General features: G+C 57.9%; 10 protein-coding genes. 2 read left to right on the top strand and 8 right to left on the bottom strand.

Translation table 11 applies throughout. The features are described 5' to 3' along the window. Positions 1–112 precede the first annotated feature (112 nt). Positions 113–5,038, bottom strand: coding sequence for a biotin carboxylase N-terminal domain-containing protein (locus tag ACQUQU_RS05580; protein WP_430462261.1), 4,926 nt, complete (start codon positions 5,036–5,038; stop codon positions 113–115). A gap of 190 nt (positions 5,039–5,228) precedes the next feature. Further along, positions 5,229–6,440, bottom strand: coding sequence for a beta-ketoacyl-ACP synthase I (fabB, locus tag ACQUQU_RS05585; protein WP_430462262.1), 1,212 nt, complete (start codon positions 6,438–6,440; stop codon positions 5,229–5,231). A 174-nt stretch (positions 6,441–6,614) separates the two neighbouring features. On the opposite strand from fabB, the gene ACQUQU_RS05590 reads away from it, so the two are divergent. Continuing rightward, positions 6,615–6,863, top strand: coding sequence for a hypothetical protein (locus tag ACQUQU_RS05590; RefSeq protein WP_430462263.1), 249 nt, complete (start codon positions 6,615–6,617; stop codon positions 6,861–6,863). A 105-nt stretch (positions 6,864–6,968) separates the two neighbouring features. Here ACQUQU_RS05590 and ACQUQU_RS05595 read toward each other — a convergent pair whose 3' ends face one another. From ACQUQU_RS05595 to ACQUQU_RS05610, 4 genes are all read right to left on the bottom strand, one after another. Then, entirely contained in the window at positions 6,969–7,748 is a 780-nt protein-coding gene (locus tag ACQUQU_RS05595) for a phosphatase PAP2 family protein (RefSeq protein ID WP_430462264.1), read from the bottom strand. After that, the gene (locus tag ACQUQU_RS05600) at positions 7,745–9,370 is read right to left on the bottom strand and encodes an ArnT family glycosyltransferase (RefSeq protein WP_430462265.1); all 1,626 of its coding nucleotides are present in this window, start codon (positions 9,368–9,370) and stop codon (positions 7,745–7,747) included. The genes ACQUQU_RS05595 and ACQUQU_RS05600 overlap by 4 nt, the downstream gene beginning before the upstream one ends. Next, the gene (locus ACQUQU_RS05605) at positions 9,360–10,436 is read right to left on the bottom strand and encodes a glycosyltransferase family 2 protein (protein ID WP_430462266.1); all 1,077 of its coding nucleotides are present in this window, start codon (positions 10,434–10,436) and stop codon (positions 9,360–9,362) included. Before ACQUQU_RS05605 ends, ACQUQU_RS05600 begins: the two co-directional genes overlap by 11 nt. A 153-nt stretch (positions 10,437–10,589) precedes the next feature. After that, on the bottom strand, positions 10,590–11,531 hold the full coding sequence (locus tag ACQUQU_RS05610) for a lysylphosphatidylglycerol synthase transmembrane domain-containing protein (protein WP_430462267.1): 942 nt from the start codon (positions 11,529–11,531) through the stop codon (positions 10,590–10,592). A 218-nt stretch (positions 11,532–11,749) separates the two neighbouring features. Here ACQUQU_RS05610 and waaC point away from each other — a divergent pair, with 218 nt between their 5' ends. Then, entirely contained in the window at positions 11,750–12,778 is a 1,029-nt protein-coding gene (gene waaC, locus ACQUQU_RS05615) for a lipopolysaccharide heptosyltransferase I (RefSeq protein ID WP_430462268.1), read from the top strand. Here waaC and ACQUQU_RS05620 read toward each other — a convergent pair. Further along, complete coding sequence (locus tag ACQUQU_RS05620) at positions 12,769–14,649, bottom strand: MFS transporter (protein WP_430462269.1); 1,881 nt, start codon at positions 14,647–14,649, stop codon at positions 12,769–12,771. The genes waaC and ACQUQU_RS05620 overlap by 10 nt on opposite strands. A 17-nt stretch (positions 14,650–14,666) precedes the next feature. Beyond that, positions 14,667–15,269 (bottom strand): TetR/AcrR family transcriptional regulator, encoded by a 603-nt coding sequence (locus ACQUQU_RS05625; protein WP_430462270.1) that lies wholly within the window; start codon positions 15,267–15,269, stop codon positions 14,667–14,669. Positions 15,270–15,301 lie beyond the last annotated feature (32 nt).

Here is a 15,301-nt window from a genome sequence, read left to right on the forward strand (position 1 = left end):
AACTTCTGTCTGAAACGCCACTGACTTCTCGCTCTTGGTGTTTTTATTCGGGCAATAAAAAAGCCGCTGCGTAATAACGTCAGCGGCTTTTTTGTTGGTGCTGTTCAGCAGATCAGGCGGCGTTTTCGGCCGCTTTTACCGGCTTAACCACAAACAACAGATCGCCCTGGTTCACCTGCTGGCCGTCGGAGTTCATGATCCGGGTGACCTTGAACTTCTGACTGGCCGGGTACAGTTCGGTACCGGCACGGTTGAACTGTTTCAGGCTCAGTGGGGTGAACATCTTCATCGCTTCCATCAGACACAGGGTCTGGTCGATGCTGATGATGTCGCCTTCTTTCACGAACGGTGGTTCGCTCGGAGACGAGGAGCCGTAGAAGATACTGGTGGACGGTGACAGAACTTTGAGTTCGTCAGAGCCTTCGATCTTCAGGGCGTCGGCGTCTACGGCGTTGGCGCTCATGTCGGCCGCGTCTTCGATGTCCTTGATCAGGGCGTCGACGTCAATGCGGTCGAGGAATTGCGGCAGGTAGGTGGTGTCGTACACGCCGTCCACGAATACCTTGTCGTCCAGCACGCGCTTCAGCAGCGGAATGTTGGTGCAGACGCCGGTGATGCGTACGCGTTCCAGATAGTCACGCAGCTTGGCGATGGTGTCGTTACGGTCTTTGCCGTAGCAAATGATCTGCACCACCATGCTGTCGTAGAACGGCGATACCTGTTTGCCCGGCGCCGCCATGGCGATCAGCTGGATGTAATCTTCTTCCGGCAGTACGCAATCACGGATCAGGCCTGGCGTTGGTACGAATTCCACGTCGTCGCCTTTACGCACCGCTTTTTCAGCGTTAACGCGCACTTCGATGGCGTAGCCTTTTGATACCGGTTTCAGATCGTCAATGGCTTCACCTTCGGCGATGCGGAACTGGGTGCTGACGATGTCGATGCCCGACACCAGTTCAGTAACCGGGTGTTCCACCTGCAGACGGGTGTTCATTTCCATGAAATAAATGGTGTTGGCCTGCAGGTCGAAAATAAATTCAACCGTACCGGCGCCAACGTATTTCACAGCGTCAGCCAGTTTGGCGGCGAAGTCGTAAGCCGATTGTTCCAGATCACGCGGCAGCATGGTGGAACCGGACTCTTCGAAAATCTTCTGGTTATTACGCTGCACCGAGCAGTCACGCAGACCCAGAATTTTGGTGTTGCCGTGGCTGTCGCGCAGTACCTGCACTTCGATATGACGCAGTGAGGTGACGTATTTTTCCAGATACACGTCGCCGTTACCGAAGGCGGCTTTGGCTTCGGTGGAAATCTGATGGAACAGTGCGTGGATCTTGTCGGCGGAATGCACCACCTGAATCCCTTTACCACCACCACCGTGTACCGCTTTCAGCAGCACCGGATAACCGATTTCATCGGCAACCGCTGCGGCGTTGGCCGAGCTGGTCAGAATACCGTGCGAGCCCGGAACCACCGGCACATTCACGCGCATGGCGGTGTTAATGGCGTTGGATTTGTTACCCATGGTTTCCATGGCCGAAACCGGTGGTCCGACAAAGTTAATGTCGTGGTTGCCACACAGCGCAGCAAACTGGCTGCTTTCGGACAGGAAGCCGATGCCCGGGTGCAGGGCGTCGACGTTTTCGTGGTGCGCAATGCGCAGCACGGATTTGGCGTTCAGATAACTTTCGTCCGGTGTGTTACCACCGATACAGACCACGCGGTCTTCAGGTCCGAGCATGTCGACCGGCACGGAATTCATATCCGGGTCGGAGGCAATCAGCACGACCTTGATGTCGTTTTCCTGCGCTTTGCGGATCAGTTTCACCGCAGTACAGCCACGGGCGTGAACCAGTACCTTGTCGATTTTGCCATACTTTTTCAGCTTGCTGGCGTTGGCGCCGGTATCCGGAGCCAGACGCTCGGCGGTGACAAAGCCCTGCAGAACGCGGTCGAGTACGTCGTCAACGGTGTGACGGGCCACCGGCATATCGGGGTCAATGGCGCGCAGACGGTCGTCCAGATCATCAAAGAACGGGTGGCTGACCAGACCGTCCATGGATTTCGGCGATACCGACAGGTAGTTGGACAGAGTGCAGGTACTTGGCAGGTAGCTTGGTACCACAATCTGGCCGGCGAACGGCATATTAGTGCCGGAGAAGTAATAGGTCTGCGCCAGTGGGTGCGTCACGAAGGATGCCTGCGCGCCACCGGTACAGTCGCCGTAACCGAAGATCACGATCGGCAGATCGTTGTCACGCACGAAGCGGGTGATACGGTCGTTGACTACTGCCATCGAGAACAGCGCCGCGGCACCTTCTTTGGTCTGCATACCGCCGGAGGATACGAAGGCCACAATCGGCAGATTCAGGCGTGCACATTCGACCATCAGCTTGCAGAACTTCTCAGCGGAGGCCATATCGAAGGCGCCGGCCTGGAAGTCGAGGTTGGATACCAGAGCACCGACCTGCTGTTCGCGTTCACCAATGCGGATGGTACCAATACCGGTAATGACACCGCATGGTTTAACGTCTTTTTTCAGCGCTTCTTCGATGGAACTGCGGAAACCCGGGAAGGACACAGGGTCGGCCGACATCAGGCTGCTGTTCAGCTCTTGGAAGTCGGAGAAGAAACGACCGATCAGCGCCTTGGCCGAGGTTTTCTTCTGACGTTTGGTGTCGTCCAGTACCTGCTGAATCAGCAGATCGTGGTAGGCCATGGTCAGGCGGTTCCAGAAGTCTTTACGACGACCAATGGACACCGGGCTGATACGGCCGTTGTACGATTTTCCGTCCTGCTCGGCTTCGTGGTATTCCGCCATCAGTTTTTCGAAGATGAAGGTGATGACCACGAACAGGGTGTCGGACAGGCGAGGGAAGGCCAGTTTTTTCCATTCTTCCACCGACTTCAGGAAGTCGCCGCGCTGGCTGCTCTTGATGAAGTAGCTCAGCCAGTGGTTGAAGGATTCACGTTCCTGCGCTGTGTAGCTGTCGCCCTCGGTGGCTTCCGCCAGCGATTTTTCCAGCAGGGCTTTCAGCGATTCACGTGACAGGGCACGGTTTTCGTTGGCTTCTTTCGCCACGTTCACCAGATTGCCGATGAAGTTGTCGTACATCTGGCCGAATACCAGCATGTTCTGACACACCTGGCTGAATTCGTAGCGCAGTTCGTCGTGCAGAATCGCATCCAGAATGGTGATGTCAGGGTGTGCCGGGTTCTGGATGTTTTCCTGACGGAACTGAATGTACGGTGCCAGCGCTTCTTCCAGAATGCGGCGGTTGGCTTCTACGGTCATGGCCGCCACGCTGTTGGCCAGCGCTTCGGTACGGGTCGACAGTTTCAGCTCGGCGCGGATGGCTTCCGGAATCAGCTCGTCTTTCAGAATGCTGTTCAGGGCGGTGGCCAGCGACTGCTTGAGCGCGCCTTTGGCTTTTTCTTTCGCCAGACCCTGAGTCAGTTCCTGACGGGTTTCATGCGGCAGTTGCTCGCGGATCCAGGAGGCCAGCGGGTGCGGGTTTTTCTCAACGAATTCGGCCACTGCGATGGCGTCCAGAATGTCGTTGGCGCGCAGCAGGAAGCGGCTCTGTTTGTAATCTTCGAGGTAATCCATCAGGCCCTGGAAGTTGATGGAGGCATCGGACTTCCAGCGGTTGAACAGGTACAGGCCGAGGTTGAAGCACAGTTCCTGCTTGGCTTTCAGGTAATTATTTTTTGGCTCACCGAAGAACAGACGGGCGATGGTGCCACGGCTCTCGTCGCGGTCTTCGTATTTGGTCCAGAAATTCTTCCAGCTTTTGTGCAGCGTGTCGTCGTAAACGATTTTTTCCGGCGCCTGCAGCCAGTTCTGGAATTTACGCTTGGATTCGCGCTCCAGACGCTGGGCGAGCTGACCTTCCGGCACCTCTTTTTCTGCCAGACGACCGTAGTTCTCCAGTGAGGTGGAGTGAATGCGGCGACGCAGGGTCAGATAACGGGTGTAGCGGTAGGTCAGACCGAACAGGTTGATGTGCTCGGTCGGCGTCTGGGCGAGGAAGAAATTCGCGCCTTTCTGCAGCTTGGACAGTTTGTCGGACGGCTTCAGGAAACGGTCAACGGAACGCTTGTAGTGATCCATCAGATCCGGGTTGTGACGGGCGAAATCCGCGGCACTGGCTTCGATGGATTCAATACCTGTGGTAATGGCCTGATGCAGGTTGTAGCGCTTTTCATCGGCATCGGTCGGTGCGTAATCGACGATACCGTCGATGATGCCGGCTTCGCGCAGTTCGAACGCGGAAACGCCTACGTATTTGGCACATTCCTGCCATGACAGGTTGTACTTACGGGCAATCGAGGCCAGACCCTGCGGCTGGATGGTATTGAAAATACCGTCGCGCACGCTCAGCAGAATATTGGTGGTGGCCAGCGGAATCGCACCGCCTGAATAGCCGGCGCCCCAGATAATACCGATGGTCGGCACATCGTTGTTGGCCATTTCGGTGATCAGGTGGGAAATGCTGTGCGCCTGGTTGCCAGCGTTGGCGACTTCGCCTGCGTCTGCACCCGGGGTATCAATGAAGGTCACAATCGGCATGGCGCGGCGCGCGTAAGAGCGGGCGACCTGCGCGGCACGGTTGTGATGCTGTGGACCCCAGACGCCGTTGGCGTGTTCGCGGTTCTGGCAGATGAAGCCCACTCGGCGTACCTGACCACCGAAGTCCATTTCCGCTTCGGCGCAGTAGAGCGGGCCGTCTTCGGTTTCGGTGATGGTGCGCAGAATCAGGTTCTGAACGATGGATTTGGCGCCCTGACGGCTGCCGTTCTCACTCGGAGATACCACCTGTTCAATGTAATTGTCGATGTTCAGGCCACGCAGGCGATCCAGTTCAAGGTCGCAGCGTTCCGGCGAAATCAGGCCTTTAACGCGGTGGTCAACGGCGTTGGTTTCGTATTCGGGAAACAGAGAAAAGTCAGCGGATAACTGTTCCGCTTTCAGGAACAGCTCGTCGACATGGCGTCCGACGGCATCCTGTTTCATCGTCTTTGGTGCTTCTTTCATATTTTTATTCCGAGTTGTGCCGTTCTGAGGTTTGGCTGGCCTGTATCGGATGTCGCGTAACCAGCCGGATGTCGGTAAAAACACCCTACAGCACTGTTTTGCCTGAGCTTAACGAGCGCCGTAGTAAACCCCAAAAAGTGTTTCTTGAATATCACTAATGACCCGCAAATGCGAACCAGTATGTCATTTTTCAGACAGACTGAAAAATGAGGCACGCGTTGGTGCCACCAAAGCCAAAGCTGTTGGACATAACGGTTTTCAGCACCGCTTCCCGGTTGGTGGTCACGATCGGGAAGTCCGCCGCGCCTTCGTCACGTTCGGTGACGTTGGCACTGCCGGTAATGAAGCCATTCTGCTGCATCAGCAGCGCGTAGATGGCTTCCTGCACACCGGCGGCACCCAGAGAGTGACCGGTAAGCGATTTGGTGGAGCTGATCGGCGGTATTTTGTCGCCAAAGGCCTGACCCACTGCGCGCAGCTCGGTAATGTCGCCGGCTGGCGTTGAGGTGCCGTGGGTGTTCAGGTAATCGATGGTTGGGTTGCCGGCCATGGCCAGTGCATCCTGCATGCAGCGCACGGCACCTTCACCGGATGGCGCGACCATGTCAGCACCGTCGGAGGTGGCGGAGTAGCCCACCAGTTCAGCGTAAATCTTGGCGCCGCGTTTAACGGCGTGTTCGTATTCTTCCAGCACCAGCATGCCGCCGCCGCCGGCGATGACGAAACCATCACGGTTGGCGTCATACGCGCGGGAGGCCGTTTCAGGTGCGTCGTTGTATTTGCTGGACAGGGCGCCCATGGCGTCGAACATCATGCTCAGGGACCAGTGCTCTTCTTCACCGCCGCCCGCGAAAACGATGTCCTGTTTGCCCCACTGGATCAGTTCCATCGCATGGCCGATGCAGTGTGAGCTGGTCGCGCAGGCGGAAGTAATGGAGTAGTTCACGCCTTTGATGGAAAACGGCGTGGCCAGGTTGGCGGATACCGCACTGCCCATGGTGCGGGTGACACGGTACGGGCCGACCTTACGGATGCCTTTGTCGCGCAGGATATCGGCAGATTCCACGATATCGCTGGAAGAGGCACCACCGGACGCGGCCACCAGGCCGGTACGCGGGTTGCTGATCATCTCTTCGGCCAGGCCGGAGTCTTCAATGGCTTCTTTCATGGACAAGTAAGCATAAGCGGCGGAATCGCCCATGAAGCGCTTGAGTTTGCGGTCAATCAGCTCGTCCAGATCAATCTGAGGTTTGCCCGCCACATGGGAACGCATGCCCAGTTCGGCGTATTCCGGCATAAAGCGGATGCCGGACTTCTGGGCCTTCAGAGACGCCAGAACCTCTTCTTTGTTATTTCCGATACAGCTGACAATACCTAAACCTGTAACCACAACACGACGCATAATCTGTACTCAGTAACCGATGACAACTTGAAGATGAGCAGCCTATGACAGAAATATTGAGGTAATATTTCAGCCCGACGGCCGCGACCACTATATAGCAGCCGGGAAAAAGTCATAAAGAAAAATATTGTTGAGCTTTGGTTGTTAATCGAAAGGCTGAGAGTTGAATTAGTGATGGCAAATCAAGATGTCCGCTGGCGCCGTGCACAGGCCCTGTTACTTGAGAACGCTCTGGATGTGGCGACGATGGCAGCCTGTCTGGGTCAGGATGAAACCCGCATGGAAGCTATGCTGGGCGACAAACCGAGCAAAAAAATCCCGGATTCGCTGGCCCTGCTGATGGAGCAGACCTTTTCCAAACCTAAGGGCTGGCTCGATCAGGACGAAGACGGCGGCATTACCTTCGATCTGTTCGGCGGCTGATGGCGGCCAGCGAATAAAAAAGGCCTCATCCGAGGCCTTTTTTGTTGGCAGTGTTGCCTGAGGTTCAATATTGGCCCGTAAAGCCATATCGGGAATCCGGCCGGCTCAGCGGCGGAACGCCTCAGCACACAGGCGCACAAACGGCCGCCAGATGCGTTGCATGGCGATGCCCAGTGCCAGCAGGCTCATGCCCACGGCCAGTGCGTCAGTATGGGGATAGCCGTCCTGGTGAACGCTCAGTGCGGCGCTGGCCAGCGTCAGCAGAATCGCAGTGAAGAACTTCAGGCCATTCGCCTGCAACCACGCGATGCGCGAAACCAGAGCCACGCTGATCACTGCCAGCAGAAGGCCTGCGGCGCCACCCACCAGTACATCCAGCGGCCAGTGGGCGCCGACCATAATCCGGCTCAGGGCGGCCAGCGCGCCAAGCAGCAAAACAGCGCCTCCCGTCAGGCGGTTGTTCAGGTTCAGGAACAACAAGCCGGCACAGCTTAAGGCCGTGAACGAATGCCCAGAGGGGAAGCTGTGACTTTTCAGCACTTGTCCGATGATGCGGAAGCTGTCGCGGTCAAGCACGCCCGCCGGGCGCAGTACGTCCAGTCCGTTTTTGAATCCGTGTACCACCAGGGTGCCCAGCAGCAGGAGCACCAGCGCCTGATTCAGCATCTGAGGGCGATAGCTGCCGGCAATCAGCAGCACGGCGATGGCAAACAGGGTGTCGGCCACCAGGGTGAGGTTGGTCCAGAGCGCATCCGGCAGCTGCGCGCCGGCCTGATTCAGGGTCAGAAACAGGCCGGTGTTGCTGCCATTCAGCCACACCAGTAATGCCGCCATACTGGCCAATGCAGCCAGTACGATGAGTATCAGCGGACGCGAATCGGTCATGGTGTCTGGCCGTTGTCTGCCGCTTCTGCATCGTCGTCAGCGGGCAGGGCATCGGCTACACGACGCACGATCTGAATCGGACCCGACTGGAACAGTACGTCGTAGTGAATGCCGTAGCGTTCGGTATCGCGTTGCAGGCGGTCTTCACGGCCAAAGCCCACTTCGCCGATCTGCAGATCGCGGCGTTGAGTCACTTTGTCCAGATACACGTTAAAGCTCGGCATATCGATCGACTGGGTATACACAGGCTCATCCAGACGTTTGGCAAACTGTGCGGCGTCCCATACCGGTCGCTGCTGGGCTTCGCTGAAGGCCGGCACAAACACAAACCAGACGAACAGGGTCTGAATGCCGGCCACCAGAATCAGCGCAAACCAGGGACTGATGCGGCGCCACAGAATCAGCGCCAGACTGATCAGGCCAGCGACAGCAGCGACGATGCTGAAGTCCTGATTGAAGTAATCGGCAGCGCGCTGGGCCACGGCAATTTCAATCGGATTGGTCAGGCGTTGCTCGGCGGTTGGCAGCAGCAGCGGGAAGGCAATGGCCACGCCAAACAGCAGGGCCGGGAATACCAGCGCCAGCAGACGGCTGTGCAGCCAGTGACGGTAACGCGCCATCAGAATCACCAGCGGCGAGCAGCCGTACAGGATGTAATGCGGCAACTTGGTGCTGGCCAGACTGAACAGAATCAGCACCACCAGGAACCAGATCCACAGATAGGCGTCGAGGGCGTCGCGGCCTGGTTTCAGGTTCTTCACCGACGGCAGCATGCGGATCAGCAGACCACCGAAGGGCGCCAGCACAAAGGGCAGCACCAGCGGGTAGAAGAGGAAGCCGCCGTCGTGACCTTCCATCGCATTATTGAAGCGGTTGACGTTGTGCTTGAGGAAGAAGCCGTCAATAAACGCCTGCCCCTGTGCCTGATATTCAAGGAGGTACCAGGGGGCGGCGATGGCCACAAACAGCACCCAGCCGGGAATAAAGAAAATCGCTTTCAGGAATTCACGGTGCAAACCATGGCTCAGATAAAACAGCGCGGCGACCATTAATGGCACGGCGACGGCGACCGGGCCTTTGGTCAGTACGCCAAGCGCCATCAGGGCGTAAATCGCAACCAGCAGGCGGGTCTGAGGTTTCTGGCTGTAGCCGTACATCAGCAGCAAGGTGGTAGCCAGAATGGCGTTCAGCAGGGCGTCGGCGGTGGCGACGTGGGCGATCATGTTGATGCCCAGTGCGGAACAGGCCATGAGCGCGGCGACTGTGGCGGTCTTTTCGTCGACGAAGCGGCGGGTGAAGCTGAAGATCGCCAGCGTCCAGCCGAGGCCCGCAAGAGCCGATGGCAGACGGAAAGCCCATACCTCAGTGCCGAATACATTGATGGACGCGGCCTGCAGCCAGTAAATCAGAATGGGTTTATCAAAGCGCACCCGGTCGTTGAGCCAGGTGGTGATGAAGTCGTTGCGCTCGAACATGCCGCGGGTGGCCTCACTGAAGGCGCCCTCGTCATGGTCGAACAGCAGATAACCGTTAAGGTTAACGAAGAAGAAGGCGGCGATGACCGCTAACAGCCAGCCGGGGACATTCAGCCCCGGCACTTTCCATTGCAGATTAACCGGCATGGTCAGCGGAGTCGTCGCTGGCCGTGGTGACAGAAGCCTTCGCCTGACCGGCTTTCCAGCCCGCTTCTACTTCTTCCCCTTTTTCTTCCGTCGGGCGGTAGATCACGTACTGCTGACGTTGTGAAGATTCAAAGTAGGTACGGGAAATCAGTTCTGACAGCACGCCAGTGGTCAGGAATTGCAGGGCGGCGATCACCATCACCACCGCAATCAGGAACAGCGGGCGGTTGCCAATGTCGTCACCCAGAATGAATTTCACAAACGCCAGATAGGTCAGCAGCAGGCCGCCGACCGAGCCCAGCGCCAGACCGATGGAGCCGAAGAAGTGACCCGGACGGGCGCGGTAGCGCATGAAGAAGTACACCGACAGCAGGTCGAGAATCACGCGGAAGGTGCGGGATATACCGTATTTCGACTGACCGGCCACGCGGGCGTTGTGAGCCACAACGATTTCGCCGATACGGCTTGGTGGTACCACGGCCGCAACCCAGGCCGGAATAAAGCGGTGCATTTCACCGTACAGGCGCACTTGTTTGATCACAGACGCTTTGTAGATTTTCAGCGAGCAGCCGTAGTCGTTGATGCGCACGCCGGTGATTTTACCGATCAGACGGTTGGCGATGCGTGACGGAATCTTACGCAGCACCAGATCGTCCTTACGGTTTTTACGCCAGCCGGTCAGCAGGTCCAGGTCGTTTTCCAGCAGGTGAGCAACCATGCGCGGAATGTCGGCCGGATCGTTCTGCAGGTCGCCGTCGAGGGTGGCGATCAGGTAGCCACGGGCTTCGTCGATACCGGCCTGCATGGCAGCGGTCTGACCGAAGTTGCGGCGCAGTTCGACCACGCGCACGTGCGTGCCGTATTTTTCCGCTTCTTTGTGCAGTGCTTTCGGCGTGCCATCGGTACTGCCATCGTCCACAACCAGTAATTCCCAGTCACCGTTGTAACCAGTCAGGCCTTCATGGACCCGGGCCACCATTGGGCCTACGTTCTCGATTTCGTTGAACATCGGAATAACGACGGACAGCGACGGCATACGTTGTTCGGTTGCTTTGGACTCAGTCAAGGTCAGTACCACTCTGTAGCTGGAATAGCCGGACCCACAAACGTCCGGCGAAAAAAGAACCGCGATCATACCCAAAAGGGTGTGTCAGGAAAATAACAGGGCTGTCAGGCTGCGCCTGCAACACAGTGTACAAAGACTGCGGCGCGGGCCGGCTCAGTCTGCGCTGACCCGCGCATGGCGATGGCGCTGGGTGAGCAGGGTGATCAGAGCCGTCAGCAGCAGGGTAGTTCCCAGCACGAATAAATGCAGGTTTACCGCGGCGCCCAGCGCTTGCTTGCTGTCGATACCCCAGGGCAGCAGACCAGCCAGAATACCGGCTTCGTAGGTACCGGCGCCGGCCACGCCGTGAATAGGCAACACGCTCGACAGCTCGCCTGTGGTGGCGCCCATCCAGCTCTGGGTGAAGGGCACTGGCTGGAACTGGCTCAGCAGCTCACTCAGCAACCAGGCGTACACCGCCACTTTTAACGCCCAGTTAATCAGGGTCCAGAAAAGTGCGCGCACGAAGGGCCAGGGCGACTTCGGCAAGGCATGCATGAGTTCGGCGGCTTTGTTCGCCCAGCCTTTGGGGTGGTTGGCAAGGAAGCGGTTCACCGCGTTCTGCAGCGGCAGTACCGCCAGCGGTGCGATGGCCAGCAGTGCCATCACAGGGTAGCGCAGCGATTCCGGCACCGGGAAACGGTCCTGCAGGGAAAACGCCGCCAGCAACAGCAGGGCATACAGATCCAGCAGGCGCAGCCACAGCAGCGCCGGGCCAGAATGCCGGTAAGGCACGCCGAAGTGCTGCTTCATCAGCAGCGGGAAGGCGGTTTCGCCACTGCGCATGGGCAGCATGTTATTGAAGAAGTTGTGCAGCACGGTGACGCGCAGCAGGCGGCTGAAATGGCCCTGACAGTTGCTGTTGAAGAAGTCGTAGAAACGCACCGCGCGCAGCAGATAGCTGATCAGCATCAGGCCCAGCGCCAGTGCCAGCGACAATGGCGGAATGCTTTGCCAGCTGGCCAGCACGGCCTGCCAGCCGTAAGCATCCTCAACCAGCCAGATCAGACCGCCCAATAACAGAATACCGGCCCAGAATTTCCACGATTTCAGCACAACGACCGTCCACCCGATGAAAAGGCGGGCATGGTTGCGCCGGCCGGAGGCGTTGTCAACCTGCACCCCTGTCAGGCGTCTGCTCTGACATCGGGCCGATCTGCCGGTGACCTGTGCCGGTGATCGGTACCGCAAGATACCGACGCTGCTATTGAACGGGACGCCCAATCCGGTAAAGTTCGGCCTCTTTCTCTGACTTCGACGTTTCAGGTGCTGCTGTGAAAGTCCTGCTGATCAAAACCTCTTCTCTGGGCGACGTGTTCCATACCCTGCCGGCGGTGGAAGACGCGTACCGTGCCATTCCCGGTCTGGAAATCGACTGGGTGGTGGAAGAGGGCTTCAAGGACATTCCGGCTTGGCACCCGGCGGTGAAAAAGGTCATTCCGGTGGCCTGGCGCCGCTGGCGCAAAAATCTGTTCGATAAAACCAACCGCGCTGAAATGAAAGCCTTCCGTGAGGCCCTGCGTGCCACCGAATACGATGTGGTGCTGGATGCGCAGGGGCTTATTAAAAGCGCCTTGTTTACCCGTCTGGCCCGCGGCCCGCGTTTTGGTCTGGATAAACACAGTGCCCGCGAACCCCTGGCGGCGCTGGCCTATCAGCATCCGCAGTTCGTCGCCAAAGGCGAGCACGCGATTCCGCGCGTGCGTCAGCTCTTTGCTCAGGTGCTGGGTTATTCCGTGCCGCAGGGGCTGAGTTACGGTGTGGATCGTGGCCGCTGGTCGCGCCCCGATGTAGACGGCGATTACTGGGTGTTTCTGCACGGTACTACCTGGATTACCAAGCTCTGGCCAGAAGCGTACTGGCGCGAATTGGCGGCGCTGGTGGCGGCGTCCGGACGTCAGGTCTTGCTGCCCTGGGGCAACGATGAAGAGCGTGAGCGCGCCGGGCGTATCGCCGACGGTCAGGCCGGTGTCAGTGTGTTACCGAAAATGGGCCTGAATGCCCTGAACGCGTATCTGGCCTGTGCCGAGGCGGTGGTGGGTGTGGATACCGGATTGTCCCATGTGGTCGCGGCGCTTGAGGTGCCGTCGATTGCGATTTACGGCGCCACCGATTCAACCCTGACCGGTGTGCTCGGCCCGCAGGTCGAGGTGATCCGCAGTGGCTACAGCGACTGCGCACCGTGCCTGTCGAAAACCTGCCTTAAAAATGAAGCGGGCGACATTCAGCCGCCCTGTTACCGTGAAATCAGCCCGCAGCGCGTGTTTGATTCACTGACCTCACGTCTGGCTGCTCAGGACTGAGCGGCCAGCAGATTTCTGACGTCGGTCTCAAGACCGGCGGCGCTGATCTGATCCGGTGCCTGACGGACACCCACGCTCAGGCTGACCCGTGACCAGAACCTTCTTGGCGTTTTGGTCAGCGCCAGCCCGTCTTTATGGCTGAAGAAGCTGCCCCATAAACCATCCAGTGCCATCGGAATCACAGGCACCGGCGTTTCGGCGATGATGCGTTCAATGCCGGGCCTGAAGGTGTCGATGGCGCCGTCTCTGGTCAGTTTGCCTTCCGGAAAAATACACACCACCTGACCGTCGGCCAGCTCTTCGCGGATGCGGCGGAACGCCGTTTCGTAAACCTCGGCATCGGCTTTTGGCGAGCAGATCGGGATGGTTTTCGCCAGCCGGAAAAACCATTTCATGCCCGGCATTTCCGATATGGCCCGGTCCATCACAAAGCGCACCGGGCGGGGACAGGCTCCGGCAATCAACAGGGCGTCGACGTAGCTGACGTGGTTGCACACCAGCACCACAGGGCCTTCTTCCGGAATATTCAGCATGCCCTTGTGTTCAACCCGGTACAGGGTGTGCGACAGCATCCAGATCACAAAGCGCAGCGCAAATTCCGGTACCTGAGAATACACGTACAGCGCCACGACAATATTCATGATGGCAATGACGCAGAAATATTCGGCGATGGACAATTTCATCAGCACCAGACCGACAATGCCGAATACCGCACTGCCCACCATAAACAGGGAATTCATCACGTTATTGGCGGCGATGGTTTGCGCACGGCTGCTTTCGTCGCTGCGTTGCTGAATAAGCGCCTGCAGCGGCACCACATACAAGCCGCCGAACACGCTCACCAGCGCCAGATCGGCCATCATGCGCCAGTGGTCGCTGTTGCTGATAAACGCCGCCGCGTTCATATCCGCACTGATGCTCAGACTGCTCAGGGCAAAATACAGATCAATACCGAAAATGCTCATGCCCAGCGAGCCGATCGGCACAATGCCCAGTTCGATTTTATGGCCGGATAATTTTTCACACAGCAGGGAGCCTGCGGCTACGCCCACAGAAAACAGCGTCAGCAGTAGGGTCACAATTTGCGCGTTGCCGCCCAGATGGTCGCGCGCCAGATTCGGAAACTGCGTTAAATAACTGGCGCCCAGAAACCAGAACCAACTGATGGCCATGATGGATAAATACACGGCGCGATCTTTGCGGGCGTTGCGCAGGGTGTTCACCAGCTCGGTCAGGGGATTCCAGTTGATGGTTAAATCCGGTGCGCCGGCATCCGCTTCGGGAATAAAACGGCTACTGATATAGCCGGCCAGCGCAAAGCCGATGACGCCGATGGCAATCCAGATGCGGGCCTGTTCCAGATCGAATAATAAGCCGGCGCAAATTGTGCCACCAAGGATGGCGAGGAAGGTGCCCATTTCAACCAGCGCGTTGCCGCCCACCAGTTCATCTTTGTGCAACTGTTGCGGCAGCAGGGCAAATTTAACGGGTCCGAACAGCGCCGATTGCAGGCCCATTAAAAACAGCAGGGTCATCATCAGCAGAATCTGGTCGGTAAGAATACCCACAGCGGCGATGATCATGATGACCACTTCCAACAGTTTGACGGCGCGGATCAGGCGGGATTTTTCCAGTTTGTCCGCAATCTGACCGGCGATCGGGGAAAACAGAAAAAATGGCAGAATAAATAAGCCCGCCGCCAGATTGGTGTACAGGGCAGAATCGTCTTTCGCGGCAATGCCGCCGAAGGCAATTAATAACAACAGCGAGTTTTTATACAAATTGTCGTTAAACGCACCGAGTGCCTGCGTAATAAAGTAGGGCAGAAAACGCCGGCTGCGGAACAGGGCAAACTGACTGTGCTGGCTCATGAACAGGACTCCTTTCTTTATGAGCTGACCCAGGAGGTCAGATAGTGATTCATCAGCGAGGCAATTAACAGTTCGCCGTTGCTGTTGTCGTGAATGAATAATTTATTGTCCAGCGTCAGCTGGCAGATGCCCTGAACGCCGGCCCACAACACGCGCGCGGCTTCGCGGCAGTCGTCCGTGCGGGCGCCGGATTTGAGTCCGGCCAGACGATTTTCCAGCAGCGCAAACAGCGCGCCGATGCGCAGATCCTGCCAGGCGGGCAGAGGTTCTTCGTCGGTCAGTCGCAGCTCAAACACCAGACGCCAGGCGTGGGGCTGGTCCCTGGCAAATTGCAGATAACGTAAAGCGGCGGCGCTGAGTGCGCCCCGATGATCGGGCGCCTTGCTCATCGCGTCGTGCAGCGTCTGGTACAGGCGGTCGAGGGTGGCGGCATTCACCGCCAGCAGCAGCAGGTTGTAGCTGCCGAATTGATTGATCAGCGTGCCCGGCGAATAGCCGACATCGCGTGCAATCTGGCGCAGGCTGAGCGTGTTGACGGGCTGGCTTTGCAGGCAGCTAAGAACGTGCTGAACGACCAATGCCTGCAGTTCCTGCGGGCTGTGATCCTGTCGTCGGGCCATGGGGGTTTCCAGTTTTATTTTGAACGTCGTTC

Source organism: Thalassolituus sp. LLYu03, from assembly GCF_050507655.1.
In the GTDB taxonomy this organism is placed as follows: Bacteria; Pseudomonadota; Gammaproteobacteria; order Pseudomonadales; family Oceanobacteraceae; genus Venatoribacter.

Bases quoted from the DNA above. Each gene is read 5' to 3' on its own strand.
- ACQUQU_RS05580 (WP_430462261.1), bottom strand. From the start codon at position 5,038: ATGAAAGAAGCACCAAAGACGATGAAACAGGATGCCGTCGGACGCCAT.
- fabB (WP_430462262.1), bottom strand. From the start codon at position 6,440: ATGCGTCGTGTTGTGGTTACAGGTTTAGGTATTGTCAGCTGTATCGGA.
- ACQUQU_RS05590 (WP_430462263.1), top strand. From the start codon at position 6,615: ATGGCAAATCAAGATGTCCGCTGGCGCCGTGCACAGGCCCTGTTACTT.
- ACQUQU_RS05595 (WP_430462264.1), bottom strand. From the start codon at position 7,748: ATGACCGATTCGCGTCCGCTGATACTCATCGTACTGGCTGCATTGGCC.
- ACQUQU_RS05600 (WP_430462265.1), bottom strand. From the start codon at position 9,370: ATGCCGGTTAATCTGCAATGGAAAGTGCCGGGGCTGAATGTCCCCGGC.
- ACQUQU_RS05620 (WP_430462269.1), bottom strand. From the start codon at position 14,649: ATGAGCCAGCACAGTCAGTTTGCCCTGTTCCGCAGCCGGCGTTTTCTG.
- ACQUQU_RS05625 (WP_430462270.1), bottom strand. From the start codon at position 15,269: ATGGCCCGACGACAGGATCACAGCCCGCAGGAACTGCAGGCATTGGTC.